21 protein-coding genes and 1 pseudogene are annotated in these 16620 nt (G+C 71.3%); 9 read left to right on the forward strand and 13 right to left on the reverse strand.

Features of this window, described 5'->3' with window-relative positions; genetic code table 11:
• The first annotated feature begins 10 nt into the window (after positions 1-10).
• Entirely contained in the window at positions 11-1033 is a 1023-nt protein-coding gene (locus ACFYQQ_RS15040; RefSeq protein ID WP_355794465.1) for an alcohol dehydrogenase catalytic domain-containing protein, read from the forward strand.
• Between the two features lie 169 nt (positions 1034-1202).
• Here the strand turns inward: ACFYQQ_RS15040 and ACFYQQ_RS15045 are convergent.
• A pseudogene (locus ACFYQQ_RS15045) lies at positions 1203-1382 on the reverse strand (helix-turn-helix domain-containing protein); the annotation flags it as partial.
• A gap of 49 nt (positions 1383-1431) precedes the next feature.
• Complete coding sequence (locus ACFYQQ_RS15050) at positions 1432-2208, reverse strand: LysR substrate-binding domain-containing protein (RefSeq protein WP_356238514.1); 777 nt, start codon at positions 2206-2208, stop codon at positions 1432-1434.
• Between the two features lie 58 nt (positions 2209-2266).
• On the opposite strand from ACFYQQ_RS15050, the gene ACFYQQ_RS15055 reads away from it, so the two are divergent.
• The gene (locus tag ACFYQQ_RS15055; RefSeq protein ID WP_355784980.1) at positions 2267-2671 is read left to right on the forward strand and encodes a DUF5997 family protein; all 405 of its coding nucleotides are present in this window, start codon (positions 2267-2269) and stop codon (positions 2669-2671) included.
• A 36-nt stretch (positions 2672-2707) separates the two neighbouring features.
• Here ACFYQQ_RS15055 and ACFYQQ_RS15060 read toward each other — a convergent pair whose 3' ends face one another.
• The gene (locus ACFYQQ_RS15060; protein ID WP_355784965.1) at positions 2708-2902 is read right to left on the reverse strand and encodes a dihydrofolate reductase family protein; all 195 of its coding nucleotides are present in this window, start codon (positions 2900-2902) and stop codon (positions 2708-2710) included.
• Positions 2903-3088: 186 nt separating this feature from the next.
• Between ACFYQQ_RS15060 and ACFYQQ_RS15065 the strand changes: the two genes are divergently transcribed.
• Positions 3089-3532 (forward strand): DUF6281 family protein, encoded by a 444-nt coding sequence (locus ACFYQQ_RS15065; RefSeq protein WP_355784968.1) that lies wholly within the window; start codon positions 3089-3091, stop codon positions 3530-3532.
• Here ACFYQQ_RS15065 and ACFYQQ_RS15070 read toward each other — a convergent pair.
• The 4 genes from ACFYQQ_RS15070 to ACFYQQ_RS15085 form a co-directional block, all read right to left on the reverse strand.
• Positions 3507-4343 (reverse strand): carbohydrate ABC transporter permease, encoded by an 837-nt coding sequence (locus ACFYQQ_RS15070; protein WP_355784971.1) that lies wholly within the window; start codon positions 4341-4343, stop codon positions 3507-3509. The genes ACFYQQ_RS15065 and ACFYQQ_RS15070 overlap by 26 nt on opposite strands.
• On the reverse strand, positions 4340-5338 hold the full coding sequence (locus ACFYQQ_RS15075; RefSeq protein ID WP_355784973.1) for a sugar ABC transporter permease: 999 nt from the start codon (positions 5336-5338) through the stop codon (positions 4340-4342). The genes ACFYQQ_RS15070 and ACFYQQ_RS15075 overlap by 4 nt, the downstream gene beginning before the upstream one ends.
• Positions 5339-5340: 2 nt before the next feature.
• A complete protein-coding gene (locus ACFYQQ_RS15080; protein ID WP_355784976.1) occupies positions 5341-6642 on the reverse strand; it encodes a sugar ABC transporter substrate-binding protein in 1302 nt (433 codons plus the stop codon).
• 73 nt (positions 6643-6715) lie between these two features.
• Positions 6716-7957 (reverse strand): aminotransferase class V-fold PLP-dependent enzyme, encoded by a 1242-nt coding sequence (locus tag ACFYQQ_RS15085; protein WP_388904720.1) that lies wholly within the window; start codon positions 7955-7957, stop codon positions 6716-6718.
• Positions 7958-8209: 252 nt separating this feature from the next.
• On the opposite strand from ACFYQQ_RS15085, the gene ACFYQQ_RS15090 reads away from it, so the two are divergent.
• Positions 8210-8923, forward strand: a complete 714-nt coding sequence (locus ACFYQQ_RS15090; protein ID WP_355794222.1) for an FCD domain-containing protein — start codon at positions 8210-8212, stop codon at positions 8921-8923.
• A 197-nt stretch (positions 8924-9120) separates the two neighbouring features.
• Positions 9121-9582: a hypothetical protein gene (locus tag ACFYQQ_RS15095; protein WP_355794223.1), complete on the forward strand. Its 462-nt coding sequence runs from the start codon at positions 9121-9123 to the stop codon at positions 9580-9582.
• 285 nt (positions 9583-9867) lie between these two features.
• On the opposite strand, the gene ACFYQQ_RS15100 is transcribed toward ACFYQQ_RS15095, so the two are convergent.
• Positions 9868-10893, reverse strand: coding sequence for an alcohol dehydrogenase (locus tag ACFYQQ_RS15100; protein ID WP_388904723.1), 1026 nt, complete (start codon positions 10891-10893; stop codon positions 9868-9870).
• Positions 10894-11188: 295 nt separating this feature from the next.
• Between ACFYQQ_RS15100 and wrbA the strand changes: the two genes are divergently transcribed.
• Positions 11189-11800 (forward strand): NAD(P)H:quinone oxidoreductase, encoded by a 612-nt coding sequence (gene wrbA / locus ACFYQQ_RS15105; RefSeq protein ID WP_355795382.1) that lies wholly within the window; start codon positions 11189-11191, stop codon positions 11798-11800.
• Positions 11801-12090: 290 nt separating this feature from the next.
• On the opposite strand, the gene ACFYQQ_RS15110 is transcribed toward wrbA, so the two are convergent.
• Positions 12091-12711 carry a TetR/AcrR family transcriptional regulator gene (locus ACFYQQ_RS15110; RefSeq protein ID WP_356164408.1) on the reverse strand — a complete coding sequence of 207 codons (621 nt, stop codon included), beginning with the start codon at positions 12709-12711 and terminating at the stop codon, positions 12091-12093.
• Positions 12712-12865: 154 nt separating this feature from the next.
• On the opposite strand from ACFYQQ_RS15110, the gene ACFYQQ_RS15115 reads away from it, so the two are divergent.
• On the forward strand, positions 12866-13159 hold the full coding sequence (locus ACFYQQ_RS15115; protein ID WP_355794915.1) for a metalloregulator ArsR/SmtB family transcription factor: 294 nt from the start codon (positions 12866-12868) through the stop codon (positions 13157-13159).
• Positions 13156-13542, forward strand: coding sequence for a VOC family protein (locus tag ACFYQQ_RS15120; protein ID WP_355794917.1), 387 nt, complete (start codon positions 13156-13158; stop codon positions 13540-13542). Before ACFYQQ_RS15115 ends, ACFYQQ_RS15120 begins: the two co-directional genes overlap by 4 nt.
• Positions 13543-13577: 35 nt before the next feature.
• Here ACFYQQ_RS15120 and ACFYQQ_RS15125 read toward each other — a convergent pair whose 3' ends face one another.
• Positions 13578-14207: a GPP34 family phosphoprotein gene (locus ACFYQQ_RS15125; protein WP_356164412.1), complete on the reverse strand. Its 630-nt coding sequence runs from the start codon at positions 14205-14207 to the stop codon at positions 13578-13580.
• A gap of 150 nt (positions 14208-14357) precedes the next feature.
• Positions 14358-14660, reverse strand: coding sequence for a muconolactone Delta-isomerase family protein (locus ACFYQQ_RS15130; RefSeq protein ID WP_356164414.1), 303 nt, complete (start codon positions 14658-14660; stop codon positions 14358-14360).
• 148 nt (positions 14661-14808) lie between these two features.
• On the opposite strand from ACFYQQ_RS15130, the gene ACFYQQ_RS15135 reads away from it, so the two are divergent.
• Positions 14809-15522 (forward strand): SDR family oxidoreductase, encoded by a 714-nt coding sequence (locus tag ACFYQQ_RS15135; protein WP_355793144.1) that lies wholly within the window; start codon positions 14809-14811, stop codon positions 15520-15522.
• Between the two features lie 5 nt (positions 15523-15527).
• On the opposite strand, the gene ACFYQQ_RS15140 is transcribed toward ACFYQQ_RS15135, so the two are convergent.
• A complete protein-coding gene (locus ACFYQQ_RS15140; RefSeq protein WP_355793146.1) occupies positions 15528-16040 on the reverse strand; it encodes a GNAT family N-acetyltransferase in 513 nt (170 codons plus the stop codon).
• Between the two features lie 238 nt (positions 16041-16278).
• Positions 16279-16482: an MbtH family protein gene (locus ACFYQQ_RS15145; RefSeq protein WP_388904728.1), complete on the reverse strand. Its 204-nt coding sequence runs from the start codon at positions 16480-16482 to the stop codon at positions 16279-16281.
• Between the last annotated feature and the right edge of the window lie 138 nt (positions 16483-16620).

The raw sequence follows: 16620 nt of genomic DNA on the forward strand, positions 1-16620 counted from the left end.
GGAGCTCGGCATGAGCCGATCAACAGCAGCCGGCGGCGCCGCACAGGCGACGATGCGGGCCGTCGTCGTCACCCGGCCCGGCGGCCTGGACGCACTCCGGATCGAGGATGTGCCGGTCCCCGTCCGCAACCCCGGCTGGGTGCGGATCAAGGTGAAGGCGTTCGGCGTCAACGAGTCCGAAGTCACCACCCGCAAGGGAGAGTCGGACGCGGAGGTCACCTACCCGCGCGTTCCCGGCATCGAGGGCGTCGGCGTGGTCGACGAGGCAGACGAGGACAGCGGGCTGCGGCCGGGGCAGCAGGTGGCGACGATGATGGGCGGCATGGGGCGCTCCTACGACGGCGCGTACGCCCAGTACGTCACCGTCCCGGCGGCGCAGGTCATCCCGTTCGAGACCATCCTGCCGTGGGACGTGGTCGGCGCACTGCCCGAGATGTTCCAGACCGCCTACGGATCCCTGACCCGCGGGCTGGGCCTCAAGGCCGGGCAGACGCTGCTGATCCGCGGCGGCACCTCCACGGTCGGGCTGAGCGCGGCCACGATCGCGAAGGACCTCGGAGCGACCGTGCTGTCCACCACCCGCAGTCCCGGCCGGGCCGGGGAACTGCGGGCGGCGGGCGTCGACCATCCCCTCGTCGACGACGGCACCCTCGCCGGCCAGGTGCGCGAGCTGATGCCGGACGGCGTGGACGCCGCACTGGAACTGGTGGGCTGCTCGGTCCTCGCGGACACCCTGCGCACCGTCCGCATACACGGCACGGTCTGCTTCACCGGAGCCTTCGCGGGCCAGTGGTCCATCCCCGACTTCACCCCGTTCATGATCCCGGGCGGGGTGCGCCTCACCTCCTGCGGCGGTGAGGCCGCCGACCTCCCGGCCGACGTCCTCGCACACCAGCTCCAGGCCATCGCCGCAGGACGCCTCAAGGTCCCGGTCGCGAAGGTCTACCACGGCCTGGAACAGGTCCGGGACGCCCAGGCCGACCTCGAGTCCGGCACCACGCCGGGCAAGCACCTCGTCGTCCTGGACGACTGAGACCTGGGCGACTGCGATCCGGTCGTGTGAGGCGACAAGCGGCAAGGTCGCCGCACACATCGACTCGATCTCCAGGAACCCGCACATCGTCCGCGACGAGTACCTCAACACCTACGTCCGCGACGAGGGCGGCGACGATCGGCAACCGCACCGCCTCCGCCGCGTTTCGTCACGCGCCGCTCCTCGCCTCGCGGGCGGCGAAGGCGGCCGGGGTGAGCCCGGTGCGATCGCGGAAGAAGCGGCCGAAGTTCGCGGGGTCGCTGAAGTCGAGGTGAGCGGCCACGGCCCGGGCATCCCATCCGGCGCTGTCCAGCAGGCGCCTGGCTTCGAGCAGGGGGCGTTCGTGGACCCACGCCCAGCGCTCGTGCCGTCGACGGCACGGGCGCCCGACCCGTCGGCTACGAGCGGCGGCGGGGTTTCCCGCGCTTCGCGCCCTTGCCCGCGCCGCCGGATCCGCTCCGGGGATTCTTGCCGCCCTGCTTGCCGGGTGCGGGCTTGCGGCGGGCGTCGCCCTTCGGGGGCTGCTTCCGCTTGGGCTGGGCCGGCGCCGCGGCCGGGGCCGTGGGACGCCCGCGGGAGCTGTTGACCGTCCGCCCGCGGACGATGCCGATGAAGTCCTCCACCTGGTCGGTGGTCCGCTCCTCCGGCCAGGACAGCGCGACGCGTGACTCGGGGGCGTCCGAGACCGGCCGGTAGGTGAGGTCCTTGCGGTGGTGCAGGCGGGCGAGGGACTGCGGGACGACGACGACCCCCACGCCCGCCGCGACCAGCTCCACGGCGTCCGCGGTCGTGGCGGGACGCTCGATGGCGGGCCGTCCGGGCAGGCTCTGCCAGTCCAGGACGTCGTCGAGGGGGTGCAGCACGAGTTCGTCGGCCAGGTCCTCGACGGACACCTCGTCGACCGCCGTCACGACGTGGTCCCTCGGGACCACGACGACCGTCGTCTCGGCGTAGAGGGGGATCGCGCTCAGGTCCGTACCGTCGACCGGGAGCCGGACGAGACCGGCGTCCGCGCCGCCGTCGCGCAACAGGCCGCTCGCCTCCGCGGCGGGCACCGCGACGAGGGTGAGCGGGACGTCCGGCAGGCGCTCGTTCCAGATCCGCACCCACTTGGCGGGTGTCACTCCCGGGACATACGCGAGCCGGAACGAGGGGGATGCTTCCGAGCCTGTCACCTGGCCAGGCTACCGGGCGTGGTCAGAGGTGGCGCACATGCTCGATACCCTTGACACCATGACGTCGCAGCAGACCACCCAGACCATGAAGCCCGCCACGGCGGCGAAGAAGCTGGGTGTGTACCTCCAGGCCACGCCCGCCGAGTTCCAGGAGGGTGTCGTCTCGCGCACCGAGCTGAGCGCGCTGCAGACCGACCCGCCCGAGTGGCTGCAGGAGCTGCGCCGCAACGGCCCGCACCCCCGCCCGGTGGTCGCGGCGAAGCTCGGCATCTCGATCGCGGGGCTCGCGCGCGGCGGGGTCACCGAGGCGCTCACCACCGAGCAGATCGAGGCGCTCAAGGACGAGAACCCGTCCTGGCTCCGGCGGGAGCGCGCCACCCAGGCCGAGGTCCGCAAGGAGACCGTGCGTCTGAAGGAGAAGAAGGCGGAGCGGGCGAACGAGTCCGGCGACACCCGCTCCTGACCCCCTCCCCCGTCCCTGCCGTACGGAGGGACGGAGTCACCTCCCCCGGCGCGGGAGCCTCGGGTCAGCGCCTGACCGGTGCGGGACGACGGCCAGGTGCAGTTCGTCGATCAGACCGACCCGCAGGTACCGCTGCACCGTGGCCGCTCCCCCGCCGGCACGTACGTCCCTGCTGCCCGCCGCCTCGAACGCCCGCTTCAGCACCCTGTCGACGGGCTCGTCAGTGACCACTCTCACCCCTGCGTCGAACGAGGGCACACCGGATCGACACCCGCCACGGGAGTCCTCCGGCCGAACGAAGACGGCACCCTCTCCGTCGTAGTGGTGAAGGCCCGGGACGGGGGCGCGGCAAGGCCCGGCCCCGGCCTTCGGCATTCACCCGAGCGGGAGCCGAGGGGCTGCCGGAGGAGGTCTCCGATGAGAACGGTGCTGCACGCGAGCCGGTGCGGAGGCGTGTGGGCGGCGGTCGCGGCGGCCGTCGCTGCGTCCGCCGTGGCCTGCACGGACGTCGGTGCTGGTGGCGGTGAGGCCGCGTCGTCCTGCGCCTTCGTGGTCGAGTACGAGGGCCGGACGTACCAGGACGTGGCCGACATCCCGTTCACGGTCGGGGACGCGCTCGGTGAGGCGGTCGTGCCGGCGTGCGACGACACCCCGAGCGACGGGGACGACGGCGTGCCGAGGTCCGCGACGACCGCCTACGCCGTGGCGGAACTGGACCCCGCCATCGCCGTCGCCGTGGGAGACTCACCCGGCGACGTCCGCCTCGTCGTCGTCCACCGGGACGGTGAACTCCCTTCCGCGGTGAGGGAATTGATCGGCGGTCCCGGCACCTCGCCTACCCCTTCACCGCGCCCGAGGTGAGTCCCTGGACGATGTGCCGGCTGGCGAAGGCGAACAGCAGCATCGTCGGCAGGATGGTGAGGACCGCCGCCGCCGACATCGAGCCCCAGTCGATGTTGAAGCTGGAGATGAACCCGTTCAGGGCCGTGGGGACCGTCTTGTTGCTGTCGCTGTTCATCAGCGTCACCGACAGGAACAGCTCGTTCCAGCAGTTCACGAAGTTGAAGATGAACGCGGCCACGATCCCGGGCCGCATCACCGGCAGCAGCACCCGGAACAGCGCTCCGAACCGGGAGAGGCCGTCGATCATGGCGGCCTCCTCCAGGGCGTCCGGGATGTTCTCGAAGAAGCCGCGGAGCATCACCGTGCAGAACGGGATGCAGACGGCGATGTAGACCAGGATCAGCCCGAGCCGGTTGTCGACCATGTTCAGGTCGGTCATCAGCAGGTACAGCGGTCCCAGCGCGATGAAGGTGGGGATCATCTGCGTGACCAGGGCCGCCATCAGCAGCGCGGACTTGGTGCGGAACTCGAAGCGGGCCAGGACGTACGCCGACAGCATCGAGATCGCTGTGGCGACCGCGCCCGCGACGGTCGCGACGACGAGGCTGTTGGTGAGGTAGACGCCGAAGTCGGCCTTGTCGAACAGCCCTCGGTAGTTCTCCAGCGAGAAGTGCTCGGGCCAGTAGGAGATGGGGAAGGCGAAGATGTCGCCGGGTGCCTTGAGCGAGGTGACGGTGATCCAGTAGAGCGGGAAGACGGTGAAGACCACCCACAGGCCCAGAAAGGTGAACTTGGCGGCCCGTCCGGCCGTGGACTCCTTGCCGATCACGGCTTCACCTCTCGCTTCTCACGGGTGGCCAGGAGGAAGAAGACGGCGAACACCAGCAGCGTCGCGACCACGATCAGGCCGAGCGCGGAGGCCTTGCCGTAGTCGCCCTGCTGCGTGATCTTGATCATCCAGGTGGTCACGATGTGCGTCTCGTTGTTGGGTCCGCCGCCGGTCATCCCGAAGATCAGGTCCGGGAAGTTGAAGATCCAGATGACCCTCAGCAGCACGGTCAGCGCGAGCGTGACCCGGATGTACGGGATCGTGATCTGGAACAGCGTCCGCACCTTGCCCGCGCCGTCGAGCGCCGAAGCCTCGTACAGCTCGTCGGGGATGGACTGCAGCGCGGCCAGGATCATGATCGTGAAGAACGTGACCCCGTACCAGACGTTGGCGACCACGACGGCGAACATCGCCGTCTGCGGGTCGGCCAGCCAGGCGACCGGCTCGTCGATCAGCCCCGCCTTCTGCAGCAGGTCGTTGACCACCCCGAACTCGCTGTTGAACAGCCAGCGGAACAGGATCCCGATGAGGAAGCCGGAGATCGCCCACGGGAAGAACACCAGTGCCTGGTAGAGGCCGCGGAAGGGGAACTTGCGGCGCAGCCACAGGGCGAGGGCGAAGCCGATCACCAGTTGCGGCACGATCGACCCGAAGACCCACACGGCGGTGTTGCCGAGGACGGTGCCCCAGGCGGGGTCGGCGAAGACGTCGTGGAAGTTCTCCAGACCCACCCAGGAGGTGTCGGTGAGGTCCGACAGGTTCCAGTGGCGGAAGGCCATCTGGCTGCCGGCCACCATCGGGTAGTACGTGAAGACCGCCACGAAGACCGCGGCCGGGGCCATGAAGGCGGCGATGAGCAGTCCCCGGCGGGACGTGAACTCCGGCTTGCGGCGGCCCCGTGCGGCACCGCGGGCGGGCGGGGCGCCCCCGTCACCGGAGGGGCCCGCCGTCTTCGTCACTTTCGTCGTACTCGTCGCTCCGGACGCGGTCGGCATGGCTACTTCTCCTGCTGCCGCTTCTCGGTCCAGTACGCGTCCCAGCCGGCCAGCAGTTCCTTCGGCGTCGTCTTGCCGAGGACGAGCTTCTGGATGTCGGCGTCCGCCTTCTGCTGCCACTCGGTCCACCACGCGACGCCGCGCGGCTGGCTGACGTTGAGGTACTTCTCCGGGTGCTCCGTCATCGTGACGTAGCTGGACCAGGGGCCGGTCTTGTAGAACGTGTCCTCGGTGGCCGACTTGAGGATCGGCACCAGGCTGTTCTTCTTGGTGAAGGCCGTCGACGCCTTGCCCTCGGACAGGAACTCGACGAGCTTGAGCGCCTGGGACTTGTGCTTGCTGCCGCTCGCGACGCCCCAGCCGGCGGTGGCGAGGGGCTGTACGGTCTTGCCGCTGGGGCCCGCGACCAGCGGGGCGGTGTCCCACTGGTCCGCGGAGATCGCCTTGGACTCCGAGACGGTGGCGATCACCTCGGGGTCCTGGAGCAGGAAGGCCGTGGAGCCGTTGGAGAAGCCCTCCACCATCTCCGGGTAGCCCCAGGAGACGGACGACTTCGGCGAGGCCCGCTTGAAGAGCTCGAGGTAGGTCTCCATGGCGTCGAGGGCCTCGGGCGCGGAGAAGATCGTGCTGCCGTCCTTCAGCTTGAAGCCGTCGGAGGGGTCGATCCTGTCGGCGACGTACGCCTCGATGGCGGCGGTGGCGTTGCTGTTGGCGTTGGCTCCGCCGCGGAAGGCGTACCCGTACCGGCGCTTGGCGGGGTCGTGCACGGCCGAGGCCTGCTTGAGCAGTTCCTCCCAGGTGGCCGGCGGTGCCGAGAACCCGGCGTCCTTGATCAGGTCGGTGCGGTAGAAGAGGCTCAGCCCGTAGAAGCCGTAGGGGACGAAGTACGTCTTGCCCTTGGTGTCCTGGGACGCCTTGACGGCGTTCTCGGTCATGGCGTCCCAGCCCTTCCAGCCGGCCAGTCCCTTCTTCATGTCGTACAGCCAGCCGTTGTTCGACCACGGGCCCACCGTGATGTCCCGCACCTCAAGGGTGTCGACACCGCTGCCGGACTGGAGCATCTGCTGGATCTTCTGGTCGGCCTGCTCGGTGGGCGGCGAGATCAGGTTGACCTTGATCTTGGGGTTCTGCTTCTCGAAGTCCGCTATGAGGTCCTTCAGCAGGCTCGTGCGCGCGGGGTTCGTCAGGCTCTCGACCATGTTGAGGGTCACCGTGCCGCTGTCGCCGCCGCCCATGGCGGAACAGCCGGTCAGGACCATCGTGGCGGCCGTGCCGAGGGCCAGGACTGCCGTCCTTCTCTTCATCGTGCCGACCTCTTCCTTGGATCTGCCGCACTCACGGCGGCTTCGGGGGACGGGGGTTGTCGGTGGCGCGGTGTCACGGGGTGTCGGAACGGGCCCGTGCGGCGCGGGCCCACTCGCCGAGGACGGGGACACAGGTCTCGGCGAAGTACTCGTAGTCGGCGGGGGTGTTGTAGACGTGCGCGGACAGCCGCAGGTAGCCGACGCCGTCGAAGCTGGTGAAGGCCGTCTCCACGCCCAGCTCGTCGGCGGCCCGGTCGCGCAGGGCGTCGGCCTCGACGCGGCTCGCGGCCAGACCGGCCGGCAGGCGCACCAGGCGCATGCCGGGGACGGGCATGCCGACGTCGACCGTGCCGGGCTCCCCGGTCAGTTCGGCGAGGGCGCCGCCGATGACGTGCTCCGCGTAGCCGGCGAGGTCCTCCATGTACCGCCGGGCGGTGTCCCAGCCCCAGGTGCGCTCGACGAAGTCCAGCGCGGCCGGCGCCGCGAGATAGCCGGTGGCGTCGACCGTCCCCTGCTGGTCGAAGCGGTCGGGGTACGGATCGGCGGCGGCCCACGAGTCGATCAGCGGGTACAGCCGCTCGCGCAGCTCGCCGCGGGCCACCAGTGCGGCGGTCCCTCGCGGCGCGCAACCCCACTTGTGCAGGTTGCCGACCCAGAAATCGCAGGTCAGGCCGTCGAGAGGGGCGGCGATGAGGCCGGGTGCGTGGGCCGCGTCCACGAGCGTCGGGATGCCGAGCCGCCGGGCGTGGGCGCCGACGCGTTCGACCGGCATGCGGCGGGCGGTCGCCGAGGTGATCTGGTCGAGGACGACGAGTCCGGTGGCGTCGCTCAGCTCCGCCGCCACGGCCTCGTACGCCTCCTCCTCGCCGGCGCCCAGTGGCACCCGCGCGGTGCGGACCCGTCCGCCCCAGCGGCGCGCCAGCCGCTGCGCCCCCATGGTCACGGCCCCGTAGCCGTGGTCGGTGACGACGATCTCCCCGCCGGGGCGGTCCGGGAGGCCGGCGTAGACGACGCTGACCCCGGCGCTCGCGTTGGGGACCAGGGCGAGGTCGTCCGCGTCGACCCGCAGGAAGCGGGCGAGTTCGACCCGGGTGTCGGCGATCCGCTGCGGCAGCGCCGGGAACCAGACCACCGGGGACCGGTCCATCTCCGCGCGCAGCTCGTTCTGCAGTTCCTGTGCCACCAGCGGGACCGCCCCGAACGAGCCGTGGTTCAGGTGCTTCATGGCCGGGTCGAGCGACCATGCCCGGTCGGCGGGCCGGCCGTCCGCCAGCAGCAGGGGGCGCGGGGCGGTGGTGACCTCGGTCTCGCTCACATGACTCCTCGTCCGCCAGGATCCGAAGGCCGCACGGCACACGGCAGCGCCTACAAGACATCGGACCGTCACCTGGACACGTATGATGACTCGGCATCCTGCACGGCATTTTCCGGCCATGCAAGGGTCCTGCAGAAGAAGTCATCAGATGAGTCGCCGTCGATACGCCCAGGACATCTGATGACTCGGGAGGACTCGCTAGAGTGCACCGAGGGCTCGGCGGTGCCGCCGGCCCGTCAGGGGAGGAGTCGGATGTCCGCAGTCGACAGGGCGTTCCACGGGCTACGGCACATGATCGCGACGGGCCGTCTGGTCGCGGGTGAGCGCATCCCGCCCGAGGCCGACCTCTGCGAGGAACTGGGCGTCTCCCGCGGCTCGTTGCGCGAGGCCGTACGGATGCTCGCGGCCCTCGGCGTGATCGAGCCACGGCACGGCTCCGGCACCTACGTCTCCCCGCTCCGCCCCGAGGACGTCATCGGCAGCCTCTCGCTGACCCTCGAACTCCTGCCGCTGTCGGGCCTGTTGGAGGTGTACGAGATCCGGCGGGTCCTGGAGGCGCACGTCGCCGCGAAGGCGGCCGCGCGCCGCACGCCCGAGACGGTGCGGACGCTGTTCTCGCTCATCGACGCGATGGAGGCCACCGACGACCCCACCGAGGCCTCGGAGCTCGACCACCGCTTCCACGCCGAGATCGCCCGGGCCGCGGGCAATCCCGCGCTCGCCTCCCTGCTCTCGGTCTTCCGTGCCCGCTCCCGCAAGTACCAGGTCTTCACCCTCCCCGAGGGCCCCGAGCTGCGGCGCAAGAGCGATGAGGACCACCGCGTCATGGCCACCACGATCGCCGACCGGGACCCGGGCGCGGCGGCCGGCGCCGCGGAGGCACACGTCGCCCAGACGGAGCGGTGGCTGCGCGCCTTCATGCCGCCGCTCGAGGAGCAGGACCGGTCCGAGGACCCGCCCGCCTGACCCCTTTCCGGCCACCGGGACGGAACGCGTTGGGCCGTGCGAGTGGTGCATCTCCGGGCAGGGCCGTAGCGTCGGAATCGAGGATTCCGCCCGGCACGGAGACGCGCTCGGCGGGGCCCCGGCCCCGGCGTGCTCGGCGGGGCGACGGGCGAGGACGCGCGGCCGGTGGGCCCCGCGACGAGGTGCCGGGAGCGGACATGGCCAAGAACGTATTCAGGGCGGCGGTCATGTTCGGCGCCGCGGCGGCGCTGGCGACGGCCACGGCAGCCGCCTCACCCGCGGCGGCACCCCGGTCCGCGGACACCGCCGGACAGCGGGTGAGCAGGACGGTCCTCGTGGACTGCTTCGAGCGGTCGCAGGTCCGCCCGGCCGATTTCATCCTGGCCTGCGGCGACGGGAACAGTCGGCTGACCTCGCTGCACTGGACGCGGTGGGACGCGAAGCGCGCGGTGGCCACGGGCTTCAACGTGGTGAACGACTGCAAGCCGTACTGCGCCGCGGGCACCTTCCGCTCGTACGCCGTCACCGTGCGGCTCGACCACCCCCAGACATGGAAGAAGCAGCCCCAGCTCTCCCACTACACCCGGATGAGCCTGACGTACACCGACGGCAGGCCGGACGGATACGCCCGGACGGTGCACCAGCCGCTCTGGAACTGACCGGTCCACGCCTCACCCACGCTTGGACCCGCCACGTCACCCTCCGGGAGGGTTACGTGGCGTCGTCGCGCGTTCCGGATACCGAGCGGATCCGTCCGCCGGCGACGACAGCCACCGACCACGCCCGACCAACCGACCGACCGGCCGCAGACGACAGCGATCCGTGAGGAGCGCGCGCGTCCCCGCCTGGGCCACGCACGCCGACCGCGCGCTCCCGCCAACGTGAGGCGGACCGCGCGTACCGACGCGCGGCCCGTCTCACGTTCCAGTGCCGGGGGGTGTCCGTCAGCCGTAGGTGAGCACCATCCGGAAGCGGGCACCGCCGGAGAGCATCTTCTGGTACGCCTCGTCGGCCTGGTCGAGCGGCACGGTCTCGATCACCGGCCGGATCCCGTGCAGGGCGCTGAACTCCATGGTGTCCTGCACGTCCTGCGCGGTCCCCGAGGGATGCCCGCGGACGACACGGCCGCTCAGGAGCAGCTGGAGCGGGCTGATCGCCAGGGGCTCGGGGCTGGCACCGATGGCCACCAGCTCGCCACGGGGCGCCAGCCCGTCCACCGTCGCCGCGATGGCGTCGGAGCTGCCCGCGGTGGCCAGGACGGCCTTGGCGCCGCCGAGCGCCTGCAGGGCGTCCGCGACGGGAGCGCCCTCCGTGCTGTCGATGTAGTGGTGGGCCCCCAACTGCCGGGCGAAGTCGCCCTTGTCGGCGCCCCGGGCGATCGCCACGGTCTCGAAGCCCATGGCGACGGCGTACTGCACGCCCAGGTGACCGAGGCCGCCGATGCCGAGCACGGCGACCAGATCGCCCGGCTCGGCCGCACTGCGCCGCAGGCCGTTGTACGTGGTCACGCCCGCGCAGGCCATCGGGCCGGCGTCGCTCGCCGTCAGCGCCTCGGGGATGCGGGCCAGCGCGTCGACCGGCGCGACCATCACCTCGCCGAAGCCGCCGTCGTAGGCCCACCCGGGGATCTTGAGGTTCTCGCACACGATGAAGTCGCCCTGGCGGCAGGGCTTGCAGTAACCGCAGCTGCCGCCGAACCAGCCCACCGTCACCCGGTCGCCGACCTTCCAACCCTTGTCCTGCGCCCCCTCCCCCAGCTCGTCGATGTGCCCGGCGATCTCGTGTCCGGGGACGAGCGGGAAGCGGACGCCGGGCATGCCGGCCGACACGAAGAAGGCGTCGCTGTGGCAGATCCCGCAGGCCTCCACGGCGACGCGCACGTGCCCGGGGCCCGGCTGCGGAAGTTCCCGCTCGACGATCTCGAACGTGCCGTTGGCGACGGGCACCTGGGCGACTCGATAGGTACTCATGCTGTCTCTCCGGAACAGGTGTGAGGGCCCCTAGACCAGCAGACCAGCTCCACGCCGATCGTGCGCGCCGGGCAGGCACGGGCCCGGGGACGGTCATCCCCCCTCGTCCCGGCCGGTCACTCCCCTGGCGGGTGACCGAGCACGGCGAAGCGAGGTCGCCCCGGGTGTTCCGGACGTCACATCAGAGACCTTTGACAAGAGGCGACCGCCCACCTACCTTCTAGATAGTCGACCGGTCACCTAGTACTGGATCGCTTCCACCGTCACCCACCACACGGAATCGGAGATCGCCACCATGGCCACTCCCGTCAACCTCGCGATCGTCTACTACTCCTCCACCGGCACCATCACCGAGATCGCCAAGGAGCTGCGTGACGCCGCCCTCAAGGCCGGTGCCGAGGTCCGCCTGGTGAAGGCCGCCGAGCTGGCCCCCGCGAAGGCGATCCAGTCGAACCCGGCCTGGGCCGCCAACCACGAGGCCACCGCGGGCATTCCCGTCGCGACCCCCGAGGACATCGAGTGGGCCGACGCCGTCCTGTTCGGCTCCGCGACCCGGTTCGGCAACCTCTCCGCCCAGCTCAAGCAGTTCATCGACACCCTCGGCGGCCTGTGGGCGCAGGGCAAGCTGGCCGACAAGGTCTACAGCGGCTTCACCTCCTCCGCGACCGCGCACGCCGGCCAGGAGACCACGCTGCAGGCGCTCTACACCTCGGTGCACCACTTCGGCGGGATCGTGGTCGCGCCCGGTTTCACGGACCCGGTCAAGTTCGCGGACGGCAACCCCTACGGCACCTCGCACGTCGACGCCCAGGGGACCAACCCGGTCGACGACACCACCCGCGCCGCGGCGCGTCACCAGGCCGAGCGCGTGGTGAAGATCGCCTCGCGCCTCAAGGCAGCCGCCTGACCTCACCGGCGCACCGGCGCGGTCGGGCGGCGAACGCCCGGATCCCAGGAACTGGAGCTCACGGCTTCGCCCGTCCGGTCCCGCACATCGGCACAGCACGGCGGAAGCGGCCGTCACCGACCAGGTGACGGCCGCTTCGCCGTGCTGTGCGCGGTCCTCTCGGTGCACGTCCGGGTCGGTTGGGGTGCCCGGCCGTCACCGCTTCCCTGTGCGTCCACGGCCGCAGGTGCGCGGACCGTCGCACGCCCGCCCCGCTCGCTACCTGGCGAGCGCGGCGGGCGTCGCCCCCTTCAGCCGGTCGCCCCGGCCAGTTCCGGGTCGCGGGCTCCGAGGATGGCGAGGCAGTTGCGCCACAGGACCGTGAGGCGCTGGGTGTCGTTGTACAGCTTGGCGAAGAGGACCTGCCCCTCCAGCTGGGCGACGACGGACCTGGCGGCCTCGCGGGTGTCGTCGACGGTGACCTCGCCCCGGGAGACGGCCTCCGTCACGACCTCCTCCACCATGTCGACCTGCGCGTCGAAGATGTCCTGCAGGCGGGCGCGGATGGAATCGGTCTGGTTGCTCATCTCCAGGGTGAGGTTCCCGAACATGCACCCCGAGACCGTGCCACAGCTCTGCTGGCCCGCGCGCTGGCCGGCCTCGGTCTCCTCGAACAGCCGGCGCAGCCGCTGGAGCGGGTCGGCGTCGCCCCGCAGGACGCGCTCCCAGTCTCCGCGCTGGACGGCCCAGTGCTCGTCCAGGACGGCGAGCGCGAGAGCTTCCTTGGACTCGAAGAAGTAGTAGAAACTGCCCTTGGGCACGCCGGCGGCCTTGCAGATCTCCGCGGTGCCCAGAGCCGAGTAGCCCCGCTGCTCGATGAGCGACTGGGCTGCGGTGAGGATCTTCTCCCTGGCATTGCTGGTACGTCCCATGCCACCAGTATACGACCGATCGACTATACGCGAGTGGACCAGTCACCTACGGATCCGGACCCACCGGCCTCGGATCCGGCCGCATGGATGCGGGCTCATGCCTGTCGAGCCGCCGCCTTGATAGGCAAGCGGTCACTTGCCTATCGTCTCGGTCATGGCGGAGGATGTCTTCAAGGCCCTGGCCGACCCCACGCGTCGGCGCATCCTCGACGAGCTGGTGGAGCGGGACGGCCAGACACTGTTCGAGATCTGCACCCGGCTGCTCACCAAGCACGGTCTGGGGCTGTCCCGCCAGGCGGTCAGTCAGCACCTGGCCGTACTGGAGGCGGCGGACCTGGTCCGGTCCCGGCGCCAGGGCCGCTACAAGTTCCACGACCTGAACACCGAACCCCTGGAGCTCATCGTGACGCGATGGCTCAGGCCCGAGGCACCGGAGAGCACCCCATGAGGATTCACCTGTCCAGCGTCTTCGTCGACGACCAGGACAAGGCCCTGCGCTTCTACACGGAGGTGCTGGGCTTCATCAAGAAGACCGAGGTCCCGCTGGGCGACGACCGGTGGCTCACGGTGGTGTCGCCGGAGGACCCGGACGGTACGGAACTGCTCCTGGAGCCCTCGGGCCACCCCGCGGTGGGGCCGTACAAGGACGCGCTGGTGCAGGACGGGATCCCGGCCACCTCGTTCGCGGTGGACGACGTGCACGCGGAGTTCGCGCGGCTGCGCGGGCTCGGGGTGCGCTTCACCCAGGAGCCGCTGGAGATGGGGCCGGTCACCACCGCGGTGCTCGACGACACCTGCGGCAACCTGATCCAGATCGTGCACGGCAAGTAGGGGCGGGCGCCCGCACCGGGACGAGCGCGGCGGCGTCAGACGCCGCCGCGCCAGACGTTGTCGAAGGCCGCGTCCTCGATCGCCCGGCGCTGCCGGACCGCCTCCAGCTCCATCACCGCGTCGTTGACGGCGGCCAGGACCGTCGCCACGCCGTCGTCGGTGATGTCCAAGGTGTCCTCCTCGGACTCGTCCCAGGGTTCACCGTCCATTCCGGCGGCTTCCGCGAGGGCGACCAGGACGGGTTCACGGGCCGCCCAACGGGCTTCGGCGCGGGTGCGCGCGGGCGACTCGGCCAGCACCGCGGGGCCCGCGCTCGGGCGGAGCGACGCCAGGCGGCGGTGCGGCCGGGTGAGCTGCCCCTCGGCCTCGAAGGCGGCCTCGTAGGCGGCGGCGAGGCCGCGACCCCTGCGCCACAACCAGTCCTCCACCGACTCGTACGGCTCCTGGCGGACCAGCGACGACGCGGCCTCCCGAAGCAGGGGATCGTCGCCCGCGACGGGTTGCTCCCCCGGCAGGACGCGGACGCCGTCCAGGCCGACGGCTCCCCCGCGCAGGAGATCGAGGAGTTCGGCCCCGGCGAGCGTCAGCGACAGCCCGCCCTGGTCCACGGCGCGACCCGGCCCCATGTCCATCGCGACGATCAACAGGTCCCGTGGTGTGGTCATCTCGGCATCCCCTCAGAGGTAGCACCCACCGTACGACGCCGAGGTGGCGCGCCGCCTGTCGTACGACCGGGGCCGGGCTGGCCGGTGCCTCCCGTCCGCCCGGCTCGTCGCGGCGGCGCCGGGGCCGCGACGAGCCGGGCGGGCCCGGGGTCATGCGGCCGCGTCGGCCTTGCCCGGGTCGTTCGGGTGGGAGCCGAGCGCGGTGACAGTGGCATGCATCCAGGGGCGCAGCGGCAGCGTGCCGAGCACCTCGCGGTGGAGTTCGGCCTCGTCCTCCGCCCTCCACACGCCGATGCTGCGCAGTTCGCCGACGGGCCGCCACAGGCGCACCAGGTGCCCGCCGGCCGCCAGCTCCCGGGCCCGGACCGCCTCGGCGGCGCGACGCCGGTCCACCTCGGCGGGGTCGGTTCCTTCGGGGACGGTGGTGACCAGCTCGACCAGGAACTCACGCATGGTCCTTCTCCTTCGGTGAGGTGTCCCGCCGGCGAGGCGGAACGGTGTGGGACAACTCTCGTTGACAATAGTAGACCGGTCGCTTAGTTTTACATGACCGGTCGGCTAGCGATCGGTGGAAGCACCAACCCGACAGGAGAGAACCGTCATGAGCGCTCAGGGTCAGAAGGTCGCCGTCGTCACCGGAGCCTCGCAGGGCATCGGAGCCGGTCTGGTCGCCGCCTACCGCAAGCTCGGGTACGGCGTCGTCGCCACGTCGCGCACCATCGCCGAGTCGCAGGACGCGGACATCGTGACCGTGCAGGGCGACATCGCCGATCCGGCGACCGCCGAACGCGTCATCGCCGCGGGTCTGGAGCGGTTCGGCCGGATCGACACCCTGGTCAACAACGCCGGCATCTTCGTCGCCAAGCCGTTCACCGAGTACACCCAGGACGACTACGACGCGGTCCTCGGGGTGAACGTCGCCGGCTTCTTCCGGATCACCCAGCTCGCGATCGAGGACATGCTGAAGCACGGCGGCGGCCACGTCGTGCAGATCAGCACGAGCCTGGTCGAGCACCCCAACTCCGCCGTGCCGTCCGTGCTGGCCTCACTGACCAAGGGCGGACTCCAGGCGGCCACCAAGGCGCTGGCGATCGAGTACGCGGGCCGCGGCATCCGGAGCAACGCCGTCGCCCTCGGCACGATCAAGACCCCGATGCACCCCGAGGAGACCCACGAGGTTCTCGCCTCGCTGCACCCGGTCGGGCGCATGGGCGAGGTAGGCGACATCGTCGACGCGGTGCTGTACCTGGAGAACGCCCCGTTCGTCACCGGCGAGATCCTGGCCGTCGACGGCGGGCAGAGCGCCGGTCACTGACCCGCTCAGGACGGATCGGTCGTCGAGATCACCAGCATCTTCGTGACCGAGCCGTCGTCCCCGACCACGTCGCGGACGTGCCGGAAGCCCATACGGCGGGCGAGCGCCAGACTGGCGGTGTTCCCCTCGCCCACCATGCCGTAGGCCTCCTTCAGACCCAGGTGGCCGGCGGCGTGCCGCAGCAGACCCCGGACCACCTCGGTGCCCAGCCCCTGGCCCCAGTACTCCGGGGCCAGCGCGGTGATGAGTTCGTACCCGTCGACGTTGCCGGTCTTCTTCACCTCCGCGTGGCCGGCGAACGCGCCCCGGAACCACAGGCCCCAGACGTCGAACAGCTCCTTGGGGTACACGTCGGTCAGGATCGTGCGGAAGAGGGTGCGCAGGTCGGCCTCCGGGACCTGCTCCTGGCCCATCCAGCGGCAGACCTCCTCGTCGCGCAGGAGGGCGACGAAGGCGTCCTCGTCCTCGGGGCGGTAGGGCCTGAACTCCAGCCGTTCGGTGTGCAGGGTCGGCGTCATCGTCGTACTCCTCTGGGTGACGCGGGGTGGGACGGCGGCGCCGCGGAGGGGCGCGGCGCGCGGGAGGTGCGGGGATTCCGCGGGGCGGGCGGGGCCCGTCCGGGGGCGGGGGCCTCTCCTGCGCCCCCGCCCCGGACCGGTGGGCCCCGCGCAGCCGACGTGCCTTGCGGCCGCGGTCACCGGAGCCGGGAACGGGCGTGACCGTCCCGGCGTCCGGAGCGCGCAGGCCGGACGGGGCTCAGGAGCCCGCGCGCTCCATCCGCTCGCGGAGGCTGCGCGGGCGCATGTCGGTCCAGACCTCGTCGACGTACGCGGAGCACTCGGCCTCGGTGCCCTCCTTGCCGACCGGCTGCCAGCCGGCCGGCACCTCGATGTCGACCGGCCACAGCGAGTACTGCTCCTCGTCGTTGCGCAGCACCTGGTAGCGGGTGTTCTCGTCCATGTCACGCTCTCTTGTCGTCGGTACGGTGACCGCGGCCCGCCGGCTGGCGGGCCGCTCCTGTTCACGGCCGGTCGTGGGACGCGGCACGGGGCCCTCGCGGCGGTGCCCTGCGTCCGCCGCCCGTTCCGGCCGCCGCCC

Origin of the sequence: Streptomyces sp. NPDC005496 (genome assembly GCF_042872045.1) — a bacterium.
In the GTDB taxonomy this organism is placed as follows: Bacteria; Actinomycetota; Actinomycetes; order Streptomycetales; family Streptomycetaceae; genus Streptomyces.